At 49.2% G+C, this 16,526-nt stretch carries 17 protein-coding genes; 8 read left to right on the top strand and 9 right to left on the bottom strand.

The features are described from left to right. Positions 1-30: 30 nt before the first annotated feature. The gene (gene ileS / locus AF_RS03225) at positions 31-3,087 is read right to left on the bottom strand and encodes an isoleucine--tRNA ligase (RefSeq protein WP_010878137.1); all 3,057 of its coding nucleotides are present in this window, start codon (positions 3,085-3,087) and stop codon (positions 31-33) included. Positions 3,088-3,260: 173 nt separating this feature from the next. On the opposite strand from ileS, the gene AF_RS03230 reads away from it, so the two are divergent. Next, the gene (locus tag AF_RS03230) at positions 3,261-4,187 is read left to right on the top strand and encodes a dihydrodipicolinate reductase (protein ID WP_010878138.1); all 927 of its coding nucleotides are present in this window, start codon (positions 3,261-3,263) and stop codon (positions 4,185-4,187) included. Between the two features lie 4 nt (positions 4,188-4,191). On the opposite strand, the gene AF_RS03235 is transcribed toward AF_RS03230, so the two are convergent. Genes AF_RS03235 through AF_RS03265 form a run of 7 tightly spaced genes read right to left on the bottom strand, consistent with a single transcriptional unit; the run spans position 4,192 to position 10,305 of the window. Then, entirely contained in the window at positions 4,192-5,184 is a 993-nt protein-coding gene (locus tag AF_RS03235; protein WP_010878139.1) for a TAXI family TRAP transporter solute-binding subunit, read from the bottom strand. Further along, entirely contained in the window at positions 5,181-7,211 is a 2,031-nt protein-coding gene (locus tag AF_RS03240) for a TRAP transporter permease (RefSeq protein WP_048064637.1), read from the bottom strand. Before AF_RS03240 ends, AF_RS03235 begins: the two co-directional genes overlap by 4 nt. Next, complete coding sequence (locus tag AF_RS03245; RefSeq protein ID WP_010878141.1) at positions 7,211-7,669, bottom strand: DUF1850 domain-containing protein; 459 nt, start codon at positions 7,667-7,669, stop codon at positions 7,211-7,213. Before AF_RS03245 ends, AF_RS03240 begins: the two co-directional genes overlap by 1 nt. Before the next feature lie 2 nt (positions 7,670-7,671). Beyond that, positions 7,672-8,379, bottom strand: coding sequence for an ABC transporter ATP-binding protein (locus AF_RS03250; protein ID WP_010878142.1), 708 nt, complete (start codon positions 8,377-8,379; stop codon positions 7,672-7,674). Further along, positions 8,358-9,104 carry an ABC transporter permease gene (locus AF_RS03255; RefSeq protein WP_010878143.1) on the bottom strand — a complete coding sequence of 249 codons (747 nt, stop codon included), beginning with the start codon at positions 9,102-9,104 and terminating at the stop codon, positions 8,358-8,360. The genes AF_RS03250 and AF_RS03255 overlap by 22 nt, the downstream gene beginning before the upstream one ends. Continuing rightward, a complete protein-coding gene (locus tag AF_RS03260) occupies positions 9,101-10,108 on the bottom strand; it encodes an ABC transporter substrate-binding protein (protein WP_048064263.1) in 1,008 nt (335 codons plus the stop codon). The genes AF_RS03255 and AF_RS03260 overlap by 4 nt, the downstream gene beginning before the upstream one ends. Positions 10,109-10,146: 38 nt before the next feature. Continuing rightward, positions 10,147-10,305 carry a DUF2080 family transposase-associated protein gene (locus tag AF_RS03265; RefSeq protein ID WP_010878145.1) on the bottom strand — a complete coding sequence of 53 codons (159 nt, stop codon included), beginning with the start codon at positions 10,303-10,305 and terminating at the stop codon, positions 10,147-10,149. A 51-nt stretch (positions 10,306-10,356) separates the two neighbouring features. On the opposite strand from AF_RS03265, the gene AF_RS03270 reads away from it, so the two are divergent. Both AF_RS03270 and AF_RS03275 read left to right on the top strand, forming a co-directional pair. After that, on the top strand, positions 10,357-11,325 hold the full coding sequence (locus AF_RS03270) for an ISNCY-like element ISA1214-1 family transposase (protein WP_010877790.1): 969 nt from the start codon (positions 10,357-10,359) through the stop codon (positions 11,323-11,325). A gap of 102 nt (positions 11,326-11,427) precedes the next feature. Then, on the top strand, positions 11,428-11,892 hold the full coding sequence (locus AF_RS03275; RefSeq protein WP_081423253.1) for a helix-turn-helix domain-containing protein: 465 nt from the start codon (positions 11,428-11,430) through the stop codon (positions 11,890-11,892). 140 nt (positions 11,893-12,032) lie between these two features. Here the strand turns inward: AF_RS03275 and AF_RS13690 are convergent, their stop codons facing one another. Further along, a complete protein-coding gene (locus tag AF_RS13690) occupies positions 12,033-12,158 on the bottom strand; it encodes a hypothetical protein (protein ID WP_257640091.1) in 126 nt (41 codons plus the stop codon). A gap of 74 nt (positions 12,159-12,232) precedes the next feature. On the opposite strand from AF_RS13690, the gene eif5A reads away from it, so the two are divergent. From eif5A to AF_RS03300, 5 genes are all read left to right on the top strand, one after another. Next, positions 12,233-12,619 (top strand): translation initiation factor IF-5A, encoded by a 387-nt coding sequence (gene eif5A, locus AF_RS03280; protein ID WP_010878148.1) that lies wholly within the window; start codon positions 12,233-12,235, stop codon positions 12,617-12,619. Next, positions 12,619-13,446: an agmatinase gene (gene speB / locus AF_RS03285; protein WP_010878149.1), complete on the top strand. Its 828-nt coding sequence runs from the start codon at positions 12,619-12,621 to the stop codon at positions 13,444-13,446. Before eif5A ends, speB begins: the two co-directional genes overlap by 1 nt. A 132-nt stretch (positions 13,447-13,578) precedes the next feature. Continuing rightward, positions 13,579-14,817 carry an isocitrate dehydrogenase (NADP(+)) gene (icd, locus tag AF_RS03290; RefSeq protein WP_010878150.1) on the top strand — a complete coding sequence of 413 codons (1,239 nt, stop codon included), beginning with the start codon at positions 13,579-13,581 and terminating at the stop codon, positions 14,815-14,817. Continuing rightward, the gene (locus AF_RS03295) at positions 14,814-15,752 is read left to right on the top strand and encodes an NAD(P)/FAD-dependent oxidoreductase (RefSeq protein WP_010878151.1); all 939 of its coding nucleotides are present in this window, start codon (positions 14,814-14,816) and stop codon (positions 15,750-15,752) included. The genes icd and AF_RS03295 overlap by 4 nt, the downstream gene beginning before the upstream one ends. Next, positions 15,749-16,450 (top strand): UPF0280 family protein, encoded by a 702-nt coding sequence (locus AF_RS03300; protein WP_010878152.1) that lies wholly within the window; start codon positions 15,749-15,751, stop codon positions 16,448-16,450. Before AF_RS03295 ends, AF_RS03300 begins: the two co-directional genes overlap by 4 nt. Positions 16,451-16,526: the final 76 nt, after the last annotated feature.

Genomic DNA, 16,526 nt, shown 5'->3' on the forward strand with positions numbered 1-16,526 from the left:
GGAGTACACAAACAAAAATTGGAGGGATTTCTAACCCCTCAGCCTTTTTATTCCTATTTTAACCTTCTTTCCCTCAATATTCCACTCTCTAACGTACCCCTCTGCTTTGCCGAAAACCAGCTTCTGTGACCTCGTCTCGCTCTTTATGTAGTCTTCCCAGCCTTTGACGAGCTCGGCATCCATCTCCACTGTCGTTTCAATGAACTCCTCGACGTCGAGGTCGAGCTCCTTTCTCATCTCCTGAATTCTCCTAATAACCTCTCTGGCAAATGCCTCCCTCACAAGCTCATCGTCGAGCTCCTTGTAGATGTAAACCACTCCTCCTGAAAACTCTGCATACTCGTATCCTTCAGGCAGCCTGTAGTCCACAACTATGGCCTGCTTGGGGTCAAGCTCCACACCATCGAAAACGAGCTTTTCGGGAATCTCCTTAAGCGATGCCACGTACTTCGCAAATTCCCCAGCCTTTTCTTTGAGCAACGGGCCGATGTACTTGTAGTTCGGCTTGATTTCAATCTCCTTCTCAAAGCTGTCAACCACTCTAACCTGCTTAACGTTGCACTGGCTCAAAATTGTCTCCTCAAGCATCTCCACAGCCTTTCTTACCTTCTCGCTGCCCGACTCTATAACAAGCTCCCTCAAAGGCCACCTCAGCTTCCTCTTTGCCTTGTTCCTTGCATTGGCTGCAGCCTCTACAATCTCCTTCGCAACCTTCATTGCTGCCTCAAGCTCGCCATCAATCATCTCAACCTCAGCAGTGGAATACTCCTCCATGAAAATGGACTCCTCCCCCTCCCTGAACTCCTTTACAACGTGCTGGTAGAACCACTCCGCAATGAGCGGGGCGAAGGGGGCTATAGCTCTCAAAGACCTGTCAATCACCCTGAACATCGTGTAGTAGGCTGCGAGCTTCGATGGGGAATCCCTCTCCTCCCACACTCTCGGCCTGATAATCTGGATGTACCACCTGCTGAAGTCCTCAACGAAGAAGTCAAAGAAGGCTCTGACAACTCTGTGGACCTGATAGCCTTCCATGGCCTCGTTAGCCTCCTTTATAAAGCTCTCAAGCCTTGATAGAATCCACCTGTCCTCAATCTTAAGCTCTCCCTTCTCGCCAAAGCTGTAATTATCAAGGCTCATGTAGGTGTGGGCAAATCTGACAGCATTCCACACGACGTTGAGCATTCTGTTTATGTTCCTCGCCTCCTCCCAGCTGAACCTCAGGTCCTCCCAGGGAGCGGAGTAGAGGACGTAGAGCCTGAAGCCGTCAACGCCAATCTGGCCAACAACCTCCTCGGGCTCAACAACGTTGCCGAGGCTCTTGCTCATCTTCCTTCCCTGCTCGTCAAGTGTGAAGCCGTGCATCAAAACAGCTTTGTAGGGGGCTTTATCAAAGCAAACAACTGAAGTGCCAAGCTGGGAGTAGAACCATCCCCTCGTCTGGTCGTGCCCTTCTGTGATAAAATCTGCGGGCCAAAGCTCCTCGAATTTGTCCTTTCTGAGTGGATAAGCAATACTCCCCCAGCTCGCCACACCACTGTCGAACCAGACATCAAAGACATCTGGAACTCTCCTCATTACCCCTCCGCACTGACAGCTGAACGTTACGGCGTCAATTTTGGGTCTGTGCAAATCGAGGTCGTTTTCCCACTCTATCTCGTTAATGCTGCCGACAACCTTCATCTCTCCGCACTTTTCGCAAATCCAGACAGGAATGGGGATGCCCCAGTAGCGTTGCCTGCTTATGCACCAGTCCTTGGCGTTGCTGACCCAGTCCTTGAACCTCGCACTTCCCGCCCACTCGGGAATCCACATTACCTTGTCTATTTCCTCCAGCATCTCATCCTTCAGCTCTGAAATCTTGATGAACCACTGCTCCGTTGCTCTGTAAATGATTGGCGTCTTGCAGCGCCAGCAGTGGCCGTAGCGGTGAACAATTCTCTCCTCAGCCAGCAGCAAATCCTTGCGGTAGAGGTCGTCAATGATGTCGTCATTGGCCTCCTTCACGTGCTTTCCTGCGTATTTGCCTGCCTCCTCAGTGTAAACCCCCCTGTCGTCAACGGGATTGAAAACCTCCAGTCCCTTCTCCACTCCAAGCTCATAGTCCTCAACACCGTGCCCCGGAGCAATGTGGACACAGCCCGTGTTTTCAGCAGTGACGAAGTCAGCAAAGAAAACCTGATGCTTCCAGTTCTTCTGCAACGGCACTTCATCGGCAAGGGGGTGCTCGTACTCCAGACCCTCTAAATCCTCTCCGAGGTAGGTTTCAACCACCTCCCAGCTGTCGTAGTCTCCCTTTCCCAATACGGAGTCGGCAAGCTCCTTTGCGAGGATTAAATATTCAACCTTCCCGTCCTTAACCGCCCTGAACTTTGCGTACTCAAGTGATGGATGAACGGCAACGGCCATGTTGGCTGGAAGTGTCCAGGGCGTGGTGGTCCAGATGACGATGTAGGTGTCCTTCTCCCCCTTTACGGGGAACTTGACGTAGATTGAGGGGTCCTCCTCATCCCAGTACTCCACCTCAGCATCAGCCAGTGCCGTTTCACAGCGGTGGCACCAGTTAACAACCATCTTCTTCCTCTCAAGCAGCCCCCTCTCGTGAGCCCTCTTGATCGCAAACCACGCAGCGTTCATGTACTCAGCCTTGATGGTCATGTAGGGATTCTCCCAGTCCATCCAGACTGCGAGGCTCTTGAACTGCTCCGTCATGGCGTCTTTGTTGGCCAGAGCGTAGTTCATGCACCTCTCGATGAACTTATCAATTCCAAAACTCTCAATGTCCCTCTTTGTTCTGAATCCAAGCTCCTGCTCCACCTTAACTTCAATTGGCAAACCATGCATGTCCCAGCCCGGAGTGTCTGTGGGAGCAAAGCCCATCATCCTCTTGTAGCGCAGAATGGTATCCTTCAGAACTTTATTCCACGCAGTTCCCAGATGAATCCTTCCTGTTGTGTAGGGTGGGCCATCAACGAAGTAAAACTTTCTTCCACCTTTCTCCTTAACTTTTCTGTAGATGTCATTATCCTCCCAGAACTTGAAAATTTCAGATTCCACATCCTTCGGTGAGTATTTAGCGGGAAGCATGAAACCTGAACAGCCGGTGGATTAAAAAAGTTATCAGCTTTCCTTTCCGGAATTTTGACATGCAAAAGCATATACCATCATGGTGGGGCAGCAAAAATTAGGAGGGATAGTAGGCTGAAAAATAAGGGTTTACATGACAATTAAAGTTTAATACCTTCCCTCACTCTCCCTCCATGGACGCTGTAATCTATGGCTTCGGGCCGATAGGAAGGCTGATTGCTGAATGCTGTGCCAAGAGAGGAATAAACGTCGTTGGAGCTGTTGACATCAATCCAGAGCTGAAGGGGAGGAAGTTGAGTGAATTCGGAATTCAGTCTGACGGCGTAATCAGCGACAGGCTGGAATTTGAAGGAGACGTTGCCTTCCTCTGCACTGGCTCCTACCTCGACAGAGTTTATCCCCAAATCGAGGAGTGCCTGAGAAAAGGATTCAACGTTATAAGCACCTGCGAAACCCTCAGCTATCCCGGCTATCGCTATCCTGAGCTTGCTGAAAAAATCAACAGCCTTGCGGTCGAGAATGGAAAAACTGTCCTTGGAACGGGCATAAACCCCGGCTTCCTCCTTGATGCGCTGGTGGTTTTCCTCTCCGCCCCCTTCACGGAAGTTGAGAGGATAAAGGCTGTAAGGTGCATTGATACGTTGAAGAGGAGAGAGCCCTTCCAGAAGAAGGTGGGAATTGGCCTGAAACTTGAGGATGCAGAGGAGAAGCTTGAGAAGGGGGAGATTACCGGGCATGTTGGCTATGCGGAGTCTGTGCTTCTAATCAGTGAGGCCCTTAACTTCTCTCCTGACGAGGTAAGGGAGGGGCAGAAATTTGTGCATGATAGCGGAGAGGTTCTTGGAGCCATAGGCTACGGAAGTGCTTTGAAAAATGGGGAGGAGAAGATAAGGATTGAATTCCACGCCTACGCCAATGCAGAAGAATACGAGAGAATTGAAATTTATGGCGACAATAGCATCATCTGGACGTCAACGGGAACAAAGGGCGACCTTGGAACAGCTTCAGTTGCAGTCAACCTTGCAGAGGCTGTTGTTAAAAGCGAGGCAGGCCTCAAAACAATGGTTGACCTGATACCCTTCAGGGGAAAAATAAGGTAAAAAATTACTGGAGCAATCCCTTTTCTTTATAGTACTTCTCTGCTCCGGGATGCAGCGGGATTGGCATGCCCTCAAGGGCAGTTTCGAGTGTTATGTCTGCAGCCCTCTTGTGTGCAGCCTCAAGAATATCTCTGTGCTCGAATATTGCCTTGGTAACCTCGTAAACGAGGTCCTCTGGCAAATCAGCGTTGGTGGCGAGCATTGCAAGGACTGCTACAGTCTTAACGTCCTCGTCAACACCCGGATAGGTTCCTGCTGGAATGGTAACCTGAGTGTAGAAGGGATACTGCTCCTTCAGCTTCTGGTAAATCTCGTCCGGAACTTCGACAATCGCCACCTCTCTGACTGCAGCAACATCGCTGACGGCAGAGGTTGGGATTCCCGCAACGATGAATCCGGCATCAATGGTTCTGTCCTTGAGGGCATCGGCAACCTCCTTGAAGTCGAGATACCTGATGTCTGTGTTGCTCTCATCAATGCCTGCTGCATTCAGAATCTGCAGTGCATCAACTGCCGTTCCAGAGCCGGGAGCACCAACAGCAACCTTCTTGCCCTTCAGGTCGTAAACGGTCTTAATTCCGCTCTCCTTTAGCGTCACAATCTGGATGATTTCTGGGTAGAGTGTTGCAACGCCTCTCAGCTTGTCAATCTTGTTGTCCTTGAACATCTCGATTCCATTGTAGGCGTAGTAGGCAACATCGTTCTGCATAAGTCCAAACTCAGCCTCACCGGCTCCAACCTTTCTCGCATTGACGACTGAGGCCCCGCTCGTCACAGCAGTTGCCTTAATGCCGGGAGCGAACTCAGTTATGGCCTGGGCCATCGCTCCTCCGATTGGGTAGTAAGTTCCCGCAGAACCGCCTGTAAGAATAGTTACCTCTCTCACCTCAGCCACCGTAGTTGTTGCCGCCGGAGTTGTCGTTTTCTCCTCACTTGGCTGCTGTGCGCATCCCAAAATCAGGGCTGCAAGAAACAGAACAGCCACAATCTTTTTCATTCTACCACCTCATTATGAAGACTGTATTGCTGTTTTAAAAATATTATTGTGAAAACCACTAAACCCACAACCTTTGCAGTCCAGTCGGGGAAGAGTAGCAAAGCCCCAGCAGCTATTGCAATAAGGCGGTAAGCTTTGCTTAAAGGCTTGGTTATGCAACCTATGGTGCCCGCATTTATCGCCATTATTCCAAGCATTACCGTAGCAAGTAGAATTAGAAGATTAAAAACGTCAGCGGGAGTTTTAACGCCTATGAGCAGCAAAGCTGGAGAGAAGATGAAGAGGTAGGGGACGAGGTACTTCCCTATCCCTATTTTAACGGCATTGATTCCCGTTTTCCATGGATCACCGCCAGCAATTGCGGAACCGGCGTAAGCTGCGAGGGCTACTGGCGGTGTGAGGTCGGCGGCTACTCCAAAGTAGAAAACAAACATGTGGGCTGGGAGAACAAGCTCTGGATAGGTTTCGAGGAACTCTCTCACTGGCATCCCGTAGCCCTGCGCCATGAAAGTAATAATGGCTGGAGCGGCAATTGTGCTGGTGATGATGTAGTTTGCCGTTGTAGGCACACCCATTCCAAGAATTAGGGAGACGAGCATTGTTAGGGCAAGTATTATGGGCAGGTAGCCGTGAGAGAGGGCTATGGCAGCAGCAGCGATTTTGAATCCCAAGCCAGTTAGAGTTACAACCCCCACGATGATTCCTGCCGAAGCGCATGCCATCGCAACGGTTGTTGCACTCCTCCCACCGTGCTCTAAGGCTGAGAGGATGTTGAGAATGGAACCCTTCAGGACTTTACCAAGCGGTTCCCTTTGCTCTGCAGGCTTTCTGTAGTTCATTATCAGCGGTTTCAGAATCATTATGGCTATAACCGCATAAATGGAGTAAACTCCAGCAAGAATTGGCGTGTAGCCGCTGACCAGCATGTAGATGATTATGAAGAGTGGGACGAGGTAGTACCATCCCCCCTTCAAAACCTGAAGGGGTGAGGGGAGCTCTTCTCTGCTCAATCCCCTCAGGTTCTCCTTTCTCGCCTCAAAGTCCACTGCAGAGAAAACACCAAAGAAGTAGAGGAAGGCTGGGATGATTGCCGCATAAACGATGTTTATGTAGGGCATTCCAACGAACTCGGCCATTATGAAGGCTGCAGCCCCCATGATGGGCGGCATTATTTGCCCTCCAGTTGATGCAGCGGGCTCCACCGCACCTGCAAACTCTGGCTTATACCCAACCCTCTTCATCAGCGGGATGGTGAATGCCCCCGTTGTGACCGTGTTGGCAACGGAGCTTCCAGAAATCGTTCCCATGAGGGCTGACGACACAACCGCAGCCTTCGCAGGCCCTCCAACCATCCAGCCAGTTAAGGAGTAGGCGAGGTCTATGAAGAACCTACCCGCCCCTGACCTTTCAAGGAATGCGCCAAAAATAACGAAAAGGACTACGAAGCTCGAAGAAACGGCAATGGGTGTGCCAAAAATCCCTTCCTTGGTGTAGTAGAGGTGCTCAAGAATCTGCTTCCAGTCGTAGGAGGGGTGGGAAAGAACACCCGGCAGCGAGGCACCAAACTTGGCGTAGAGGATGAAGATTATCGCAACAACCACGAGAGCAGGATTGACCACTCTCCTCGTCGCCTCAAGGACGAATATAACAGCGAGAACTGCTATGAAAAAATCGAAGGGAGTGTAGCCGATGGCAGCCCTGAAGAGCAGTTCCTTGTAGTTCATCGCCAGATAAAATGCTACATAGAATCCTACCGCTGCGAGAATAAAATCGTAAAAGGGGATCTTTGTTTCAGTTCTCTTCTTTGAGAGGGGGTAAATCAGGAAGGCGAGGGCTATGGCAAAGGCGAGGTGGACAGATTTAACGATGTCGTGCTGAAGCAACCCGGTAAAGGAGCCGTTGATGACGTGAAAGGTTGAGAATACAATTGCCACGGCAGAAACTATCAACGCATATCTCCCCTTCAAATCGCGCTCGTGAAGGAACTTCTTCTCAAGCTCTGTCACGTCCACCTCCGCCTCACCCATCAGCACCACCTCTGCAACGCTGCCACCAAGGGGCTAATTCTCACGACCTTTATTTCCAGAGAGCTGCCAAATTTGTCAAGGGAAATGCTCTTCCCATCCACCCCAAGGCTGTAGTGGTTTAAAGGATTTGTGGAGATTCTTAACACTCCAATGCGTCTTTTAATCGCATACTCAAAGCCCTCATCAGTGGTTGTGAAATTCTCTGTGCTGGGCAGCCCCCAGCCCGCAGACCTGACGAGAGTTTTGTAGAGGTAAATTTCCCCATTCTGGACATAGAAGAAATCAACCTCCTTTGAAAGCTCCACAGAGTGGATAAAAGATACAGAGAAGTTTTTAGCTGGAAGTATGCAGCTTTCGCTGCCGGAAATGAGGAGGTAATCATTCTGGTGGGCAAGAGAGAGAAGGATGATGGATGAAACAGCAAAGATGATTGCAGCAGTTGCAACCAGCTTCCCCATGACTAAGGTTTGAGAGCGCTGTAAATTTCTTTCCTCTTCTCAATAAACTCCTCCGAGTTTCTGTCCCTCGGCTTTTCAATGTCAACCTCAACGATTCTCAGGACTCTTGAAGGTCTCGGGGAGAGCACAACCACTCTGTCAGCCAGATAAACAGCCTCATCAATGCTGTGGGTAACAAAAACGACCGTTTTTCCCTCAACAATTCTGAGAAGTTCCTCCTGCATCCTCTCCCTCGTTCTCGCGTCGAGGCTGGCAAAGGGCTCGTCCATGAGCAGAAGGTCGGGATTCACTGCTAAAGCCCTCGCAATCCCCACTCTCTGCCTCATTCCTCCACTGAGCTGCTTTGGGTAGTAGTTCTCAAACCCCCTCAGCCCCACGGCATCTATAATCTCTCTCACAACTCCACCATCCTCAATCCCCGAAGCTCTCAGGGCGAAGAGAATGTTTCCGTAAACTGTTTTCCACGGCAGAAGCCTGTCGTCCTGAAAAACGAAGCCCATTCTCGCTCCACCTGCAAACTCCACCCTCCCCCCATCCGGCTTCTCAAGACCCGCTATAATCTTGAGAATTGTCGTTTTGCCACACCCACTCTCCCCAATAAGGCAGACAAACTCCCCCTTCTCAACGCTGAAAGTCACCCCGTCAAGAACCCTCAGATTTCCGTAGCTTTTCTTCAGCCCCTCTACAATTAGCGCCACGGCATCACCCACCTCTCAGCCCTCAGAAGCAGCCAGTTCATCATGTACCCAATAATTCCAATCATCGCCATGCCCGCAACAATTTCAGCAGTCCTCCCGCCAACATTGTACATTACCATAATGAAGTAACCCAAGCCCTCTCCGGAGGTAGCAATCATCTCTGCTGCAATGATGCTCATCCATCCCACACCGAGACCAATTCTGACACCGCTCATAATCCCCTGCAGGGAGTGTGGTACGACTATGTCCGTGATTATTAGCCTTTCAGGAGCCTTGAAGACCTCGGCCATCTCCAAAAGCTCCTCCGGGACATTTCTTGCGTAGTCAAAAACGGAGATGAAGCAGGGGAAGAAAGCTCCAACAAAGACTATGAAAATCTGGGAAACTTCAACGGTATTGGGCAGTGGAGCAAAGATTATGTAGGCGAGCGGAATCCAAGCCAAGGGGGGTATGGGGCGCAAAGCCTCAACTGCGGGTGCAATAAACTCCATAAGCGTTCTGTTCCACCCCGAAATTATTCCGAGAGGTACTGCAATAGAGAAGGCAAGAAAAGAGGCCGCAAGAACTCTGAAAAGACTCGCAACAGCGTGCTGAACGAGGGTCTTGCCAAGAACCGGCTCTGGGTTAACAAGCAGCGTGAAAAAAACCTCCGCAACCTCGTGGGGGTGGGGGAGGTCGGTTAGGGCGGAAATCAGATACCAGGAAAAAATGAGTACAAACGCTCCCTTCAGCCTCATGTCGTTATCTCCAGCCCCGCCTTTTCAGCTGCCATTCTGAGCAGAAAGTCCTGAACTGTTCCAAAGCCCGGAATGGCAACCTTCTTCCCTGCAAGCTCTTCTATGCTGCTGGCACTCCTCGCAACAATAGCCGAGCCCTCGCTGTTCGCCCCCGCAATTATGCTAATTCTGACGTCATCGTTTACTCTCTTCAGTGTTGCAGGAGCCCCTCCAAGATAGCCCGCGTCGATTTCCCCGTTCTTGAATCCCTCCATCTCCACAACACCGTTGGCAAACTCCTTTGCCTCAACCTTCAGCCCCACCTGGTCGTAGTAGCCCTCCTTCATCGCCACGTAGAAGGCGAGCTGGTGGAGGTCAGCTGTGAGATACCCCATTCTCACACTCCTGTTCACCTTTTCCGGAATCCAGCTCTCGTTTTCTGCAAGCTTGCTGACAACGTAGTCATAGACATCCCTGTAAAGAAAATCGCGGAGGAACTCATCCTCACTTTTGTAACCAAGCTCTCCAACATCCTTCTTGAGGTAACCACCCTTTTTGAGGTTTTCGTAGTACTTCACGAACTCCCCTTCATCAGGATACTCGATGAACTTGATTCTCGTCAATGCTTCTTCCACGACCTCCTTGCTTTTTCCCGTAAACTCCATTGCGTACTGTAAAACCTTTTCCCTGTTCTCAGGGTCGTTTATGAACCTGGTTGCCTTCACATGTGCCCAGACGATTGCTGTAACTACTGCCCTATCATCTTTTTCAGCAGTTGCAACGACGCAGCACGGATGATTCGGCCATATGTCGGCAGAAGTTGTTATTATTTTACCGTATCCTTTAACAACCGCCTCACTAACGAAAGGCTCCCAGGCTACGAAGGCGTCAATTTCTCCGAGCTTCAGCTGCTCAACCATATCCCTGGGAGACATCGTGACCACTTTCACCTTCTTGTCCTCAACCTGTGAGCATCCGGAAAGCATGATTGCCGAGGCTAGCAGCAGAATCAGCAACCTCTTCATAAAATGCGTGGAGGAAGCGGTTTTGGGACAAAATTCCTTTAATCCCTGACAACAATCACATACGCTCTCCACCCAATATACCTCTTGGGCACATCAACCTTTGCTGAATTACCGAAAGGCGTGACTCTCTTCTCGAAAACAACCTCAACCTCCTCTTTCAGAACAAAATCTCCCTTCTTCACTTCAACCCTCCTCATGTTAAGTATATCCATAGAAATACTTAAATACTTTTTGGTTGGAATCAGAACATGAACCTTGGATTCAGAGTGACAGGGAAGTTTGTAAGGGAACTTCTGGATGTTTTGGATGAAATTGCAGAGGAGATAAGACAGGAGGAGAAGGAAAAGTATCCGTACACAGAATGGGAGAGGAAGAGAGAAGTTGTTAAGGAAAGGCTGAGAAAACTCCCTGAATACGTTAGAGAGGCTATTTCTGTGATAACCGTGCAAAAGAGGGTGGGAAGACCAAAGAAAGTTGATCTGGAGAAGAGAGTTATGCTCTTTCTGTTTGCAAGGCTGATGGACAAATCAAACAGAGATATTGAGGAGCTTTTAGAGCTGTTTGAACCTTTATTCGGGATAAAGGTTAGCTACAAAACGATAGAAAGATTATACTCGGATGAAGAAGTTAGAATGGCTTTACACAACCTCTTCATCCTTCTGCTTAGAGAGGAAGGAGTTTCAGGAGATTTTTCAGGAGATGGGACAGGATACAGCCTAACCATCACTAAGCACTATAGAAGCAATCCTAAAAGGAAAGGTAAAGACTTCAGATACGTTTTCAGGATAATTGACATCGATACGGGAATGTACGTTGGCTTTGGCTATTCTGACAGATCTGAGAAAGATGCCTTTGAGAAGGCTTTAGGAATGCTCAAAAGCATGGGGGTGAAGGTAAACTCGATTTCTCTGGATAAGTATTACAGCAGTAGGAAGACTCTGAGGCTGTTTGATGCTGAGACAGCTGTCTACGTCATTCCAAAGCGAAATCTTGCCAGAATAGGATTTGACTGGTTGAGGGTTATCGAGAGGATTGTTGAAGCTCCTTATAGGTTTCTGAAGAGGTACTTCAAGAGGAACTTAAGTGAGGCAGGATTTTCTGCTGATAAGAGGAGATTTGGATGGTTGATAAGGCAGAGGAGGGAGGACAGGAGAGAGATGGCTTTGTTTGCTGTTGGGCTGTGGCACAATGTGTTTGCTGTTAGGGTGGTGAGGTAATTTTGTCCCAAAGTCGGAGGAAGCGGAAATTTTAAATTTTCCCTTTTGAAAATTCGTAGTCCAAAAGGGAAAAATTTTAAAGGATTATGCTCTTTTATGGTTATGATATACCGCCTTGCCGAATGCATTGCGAGGGGAGAAGATTTCGGAAGTTGCCTCCAGAAATTGCTCGATGAGAGGGGAATGCATCCCTCCGAATTTGCAAAGAGGGCGAACATCCCTTTATCCTCTCTCTACAAGATTTTAAAGGGGAGCAAGCCCAGATACGACAACATAACAAGGATTTTTTCGGCACTTTACGAAAAAAAGGGGTTTGTGGCGTTGATCGCAGCAAGATACGTTTTAGAAGAACTTAAATTCGGGGAAAAAGTCAGGGTTTATCCCGTTTCGACTCTTGAGGATGCAATAGTTGCCGTTGTGAGGGCCGAGAAGGATGGTGCGAGGGCGATAGTCTGCGCCCCCATACTCAGTAGCCTCGCAGAAAAAGTTGTTGACGTGCCTGTGATAACAATTAAGCCCGGAAAAAGCGTAATTGAGGCTGTAGAGGCAGCCATGAAGCTAATATAGCTAAACACCTCTCAGCGTCTCCCTAACGTAAAGCTTCACGCACCTTCTGTTCTCAATCAGGTGGAGAAGGATTGCCACAACTCCAAAAATCGCCGCGTAGGTGTGCACATCCTGCCAGAACGACTTCTGGAATCCGAGAATTACCAGCTGCCCTGATTTGGCCCGTGAGGCCAGAGGTAAAGCAGTATTCCGGTAAAGGCTATAATTACTCCTGAAAGCACCATGAAGTAGAACAGAACCAGCCGTCTGATTTTTGCGAGCTTCATGCTTTTTCTTCTCAGTCGCATTTTTAACTCTTCTTCAGAAAAATTTAAATTAACGCAAAATTAGGCAGCAAGGTATGAAGCAGCAGGTCGAAGTGAGACAGCTCAGAGAGGGAGGTTATGTGGTTATTGATGATGAGCCTTGCGAAATCCTCAGCATCTCCGTCAGCAAGCCCGGAAAGCACGGTGCGGCTAAGGCGAGGATCGACGCCATAGGCATCTTTGATTCGCAGAAGAGGAGCATCGTGCAGCCGGTAACGGCAAAAATCTACGTGCCCATTGTGGAGAGAAAGAGGGCGCAGATAATCAGCGTTACGGGAAACGTTGCACAGCTCATGGACCTCGAAACCTATGAAACCTTTGAACTTGAGGTTCCCGAAGAACTCAAGGACAAAATGGAGCAGGGAAGAGAAGTCATTTACCTTGAATCTCTCGGAAAGAGAAAAATTGAAAGAATGGCTTAATGCACATCGATTCCTACTTTTCCCTTTCAAACTGCGATGCCGAGGAGGCTGAATACCTAATCTACGGTATCCCCTACGACGCAACTCAGTCGTTCAAGCCTGGCTCTCGCTTCGCTCCCAACGCGATAAGAGAGGCAAGCTGGAATCTGGAGTCCTATTCGAACCTTTTTGACGTGGAGCTTTCGCTGGTCAAAGTGGGCGATGCGGGCAACATAAACTGCGATGGCGGTTTTGAGCAGATTGTTGAGAGAACGAAGGAATTTCTTGGTGAAGTTGAGGGTTTTCCCGTAGCCATTGGTGGAGAGCACTCAATCAGCTTTGCAGCAACGAGCAAGTTCAGAAAAGCGTGCTTCGTCGTTTTCGATGCGCACTTTGATTTGAGAGACGAGTTCGATGGGGACAGGTTCAACCACGCCTGCACAACGCGGAGAATCTTTGAGAGCGGGATGCGGGTGGCAATTTTCGGCGTCAGGAGCGGTATTAAAGAGGAGAAGAGGTTTGCGGAGGAAAACGGAATAAAATACCTCCACGCGTGGGACTTTGAGGTCGAGAAGGCGGTTAAAATGGTGGAGGACTTTGACAAAATCTACGTTTCCCTTGACGTGGACGCTTTCGACCCCGCCTTCGCTCCCGGCGTTTCAACGCCTGAGCCTTTTGGTTTGAAGCCTATAGATTTTATTAGGTTTTTTGCAGGCATAGCAGACAGAGTTGTTGGTTTTGATGTTGTAGAGGTTGTTCCCGACTCGAACAAGGTTACTCAGACTCTCGCTGCGAAAATCATACTTGAGGCCATTGCGGCAAAGGTCAGGTGTGATATTCCGAAATAAAAGCTTTCAGCATCGAAATTCAGGCTCATGTGAGGCTTAAAGCAATTATACCGTAAAAACTTTTGCACATTTTGACAATCTTCGACTCAACCAAGAGCGGAAGGATTTTATAAACTACCACAACCTTCCGCTATGCAGTACGAGAAGGTCAAACCTCCAGAGAACGGAGAAAAGATAAGATATGAAAACGGCAAACTCATCGTTCCAGATAACCCCATCATCCCGTATTTCGAGGGAGATGGCATAGGCAAGGATGTGGTTCCAGCTGCAATCAGAGTTCTCGATGCCGCTGCTGATAAGATTGGCAAGGAAGTCGTCTGGTTTCAGGTTTATGCTGGGGAGGATGCCTACAAGCTCTACGGCAACTATCTGCCTGATGACACTCTGAACGCCATAAAGGAGTTCAGAGTTGCCTTAAAAGGCCCTCTCACAACCCCCGTTGGAGGTGGCTACAGGAGTCTAAATGTCACAATCAGACAGGTTCTCGACCTCTATGCCAATGTTAGGCCAGTCTACTACCTGAAAGGAGTTCCAAGCCCGATAAAGCATCCTGAAAAGGTCAACTTCGTTATTTTCAGGGAGAACACCGAAGACGTTTACGCTGGCATTGAGTGGCCGAGGGGTAGCGAGGAAGCCCTTAAGTTAATAAGATTCCTCAAGAACGAGTTTGGTGTCACCATAAGGGAGGACTCTGGAATCGGAATAAAGCCGATCAGCGAGTTTGCCACCAAGAGGCTTGTCAGGATGGCCATCAGATATGCAATAGAGAACAACAGGAAAAGCGTGACTCTCGTCCACAAGGGCAACATAATGAAGTACACGGAGGGAGCCTTCAGGGATTGGGGCTACGAGGTGGCAAAGCAGGAGTTTGGCGAGTATTGCATAACAGAGGACGAGCTCTGGGACAAGTACGGCGGGAAGCAGCCTGAGGGCAAGATCGTGGTGAAGGACAGGATTGCGGACAACATGTTCCAGCAGATTCTGACGAGGACAGATGAGTATGACGTCATTGCCCTGCCAAACCTCAATGGTGATTACCTCAGCGATGCTGCTGCTGCCCTGATTGGGGGACTTGGAATAGCTCCGGGCAGCAACATAGGTGATGGCATTGGCGTCTTCGAGCCTGTGCACGGCTCTGCACCGAAGTACGCTGGCCAGAACAAGGTCAACCCCACAGCCGAAATTCTCACAGGAGCGCTGATGTTCGAGTACATCGGCTGGAAGGATGCGAGCGAGATGATAAAGAAAGCTGTGGAGATGACGATAAGCAGCGGAATTGTTACCTACGACATCCACCGCCACATGGGCGGGACGAAGGTAGGAACGAGGGAGTTTGCAGAGGCTGTGGTTGAAAACCTGCAGTCGCTATGATTCAGATTTACGGCGCGGGAATAGCAGGCACCTACCTCTACCACCTTTTATCCTCTGAGGGATTTGAGGTTGCCATCTACGACAAAAGAAGTGAGCCTGACTGTAGATGTGCTTGGGGAATAGTTTACAGCGAAGCCAAGAGCTTTTACTCCGACATCGGCATCAACTTCGACGATTACGTGATTCTCAAACCAGAATACGTCGTCGCCAACGGAATCTGGCTGAAGAACAGGGACATAGTGATGTTCGATAAAAAATCTCTCCTTGCTGACCTCTGGGTTGAGATGAGAAAAGCCGAGAATCCTGAAATCATTGTCGATGCCACTGGCTCCTCCAGAGCCTTTTTGCCCAAGATTGCTAACGATAGAGTTCTGCCGACTGTTCAAACCACCGAAAAGCACGATGTTGAGCCAAACCTCTACATCCAGATGGAAAGAACAGGCTACGCGTGGGCCTTTCCCCTTGGCGACGGATGGTGGCACATTGGGGCTGGGAATGTTGAAAAGGGGGAAATTGAAAGGCTGCTGAATGAGCTTAGAGCTAAATACGGCTTTAATCCCACAGATTCAACATGCAGGTGTACGGGCAAAGTAAGAATGCTCCCGCCCTCGCGCTGCAGACCCTTCATCAGCGGTAACGTTGTGGGAGTTGGTGAGGCAATAGGCTGTGTTAGCGGTGCGGGAGAGGGGAACGCCCCTGCCCTCGCATCCGCAAAAATTCTTGCCGAATGCATGATAAATTCTGAGCTGGAAAAATACGAGGAGAGGATTCTGAAGGAGCTTGAGTGGATTGAGAACGAGCAGAGGTTTGTGGATGCCATGCTCAACAACAACCGCCTAACCGCCCTAAAACTTCTGCCCAAAATCATAGCAGTTGAGAGCAGGAGAACAGTTAAGCACTCCCTCAGTGAAATCAGGAAGCTCATAGGGCTATGAGAAGGTTCAAGTTCCAATACAAGGAGACCATTGTAACAATTCTAACCGAGAACGAGGAATTCTACAAAACGGCTGTGAAGGCCATCCTTGAGGCGAGGAGCGAAATTGAGGACTACATTTTGCACAATCCTGACTTCTTCACCAGCTACGAGCCGATTGAGTGCTCAGGAGGAGAAATCATAAACAGAATGTGCAACGCTGCAAAAATTGCAGGAGTGGGGCCGATGGCAGCAGTCGCAGGAACTATCGCTGCATACGCAGTTGAAAAAATGATTGATGCTGGAGCAAAGCTTGCTGTCGTAGATAACGGAGGAGATATAGTTATCCACTCCGACAGAGAGCTGCTGGTTGGAATTTATCCCTCAAAACTCGCCTTCAAAGTTCCTCCAGTCGATTATCTTGCCATCTGCACTTCCAGCGGTAAAATTGGCCACTCTGTGAGCTTTGGCAAAGCGGATGCAGCCACTGTTGTTGCGAGAGACGCAAGTGTTGCCGACGCCCTCGCCACTGCTCTTGGGAATTTGATAGGGGATTTTGGAAAAAAGGAGCTTGAAAAGACCGTTTCAGAGTTTTACGGCAAGTATTCTGACTTTGTTGAAGGAATTCTTGTCGTGAAAGATGAGCTGGTAGCTTTAGCCGGCAATCTCCCATCCCTCGCTTTTGCCGAATCCAAGGAGGATTTGATAACCAAAGGTTGAATTACAACTATTGATAATTGCTTATATTTTTACGATTACAATCATTATGAGTAACAGTTAAATAGCATGAGGACAA

This window comes from Archaeoglobus fulgidus DSM 4304 (genome assembly GCF_000008665.1).
Lineage (GTDB): Archaea > Halobacteriota > Archaeoglobi > Archaeoglobales > Archaeoglobaceae > Archaeoglobus > Archaeoglobus fulgidus.

Coding starts and splice junctions, on each gene's coding strand:
- eif5A (WP_010878148.1), top strand. CDS start 12,233: ATGAAGCAGCAGGTCGAAGTGAGACAGCTCAGAGAGGGAGGTTATGTG.
- AF_RS03260 (WP_048064263.1), bottom strand. CDS start 10,108: ATGAAGAGGTTGCTGATTCTGCTGCTAGCCTCGGCAATCATGCTTTCC.
- AF_RS03295 (WP_010878151.1), top strand. CDS start 14,814: ATGATTCAGATTTACGGCGCGGGAATAGCAGGCACCTACCTCTACCAC.
- AF_RS03255 (WP_010878143.1), bottom strand. CDS start 9,104: ATGAGGCTGAAGGGAGCGTTTGTACTCATTTTTTCCTGGTATCTGATT.
- AF_RS03275 (WP_081423253.1), top strand. CDS start 11,428: ATGATATACCGCCTTGCCGAATGCATTGCGAGGGGAGAAGATTTCGGA.
- AF_RS03300 (WP_010878152.1), top strand. CDS start 15,749: ATGAGAAGGTTCAAGTTCCAATACAAGGAGACCATTGTAACAATTCTA.
- speB (WP_010878149.1), top strand. CDS start 12,619: ATGCACATCGATTCCTACTTTTCCCTTTCAAACTGCGATGCCGAGGAG.
- AF_RS03240 (WP_048064637.1), bottom strand. CDS start 7,211: ATGGGTGAGGCGGAGGTGGACGTGACAGAGCTTGAGAAGAAGTTCCTT.
- AF_RS03235 (WP_010878139.1), bottom strand. CDS start 5,184: ATGAAAAAGATTGTGGCTGTTCTGTTTCTTGCAGCCCTGATTTTGGGA.
- AF_RS13690 (WP_257640091.1), bottom strand. CDS start 12,158: ATGAAGCTCGCAAAAATCAGACGGCTGGTTCTGTTCTACTTCATGGTG.
- AF_RS03245 (WP_010878141.1), bottom strand. CDS start 7,669: ATGGGGAAGCTGGTTGCAACTGCTGCAATCATCTTTGCTGTTTCATCC.
- ileS (WP_010878137.1), bottom strand. CDS start 3,087: ATGCTTCCCGCTAAATACTCACCGAAGGATGTGGAATCTGAAATTTTC.
- icd (WP_010878150.1), top strand. CDS start 13,579: ATGCAGTACGAGAAGGTCAAACCTCCAGAGAACGGAGAAAAGATAAGA.
- AF_RS03230 (WP_010878138.1), top strand. CDS start 3,261: ATGGACGCTGTAATCTATGGCTTCGGGCCGATAGGAAGGCTGATTGCT.
- AF_RS03265 (WP_010878145.1), bottom strand. CDS start 10,305: ATGAGGAGGGTTGAAGTGAAGAAGGGAGATTTTGTTCTGAAAGAGGAG.
- AF_RS03270 (WP_010877790.1), top strand. CDS start 10,357: ATGAACCTTGGATTCAGAGTGACAGGGAAGTTTGTAAGGGAACTTCTG.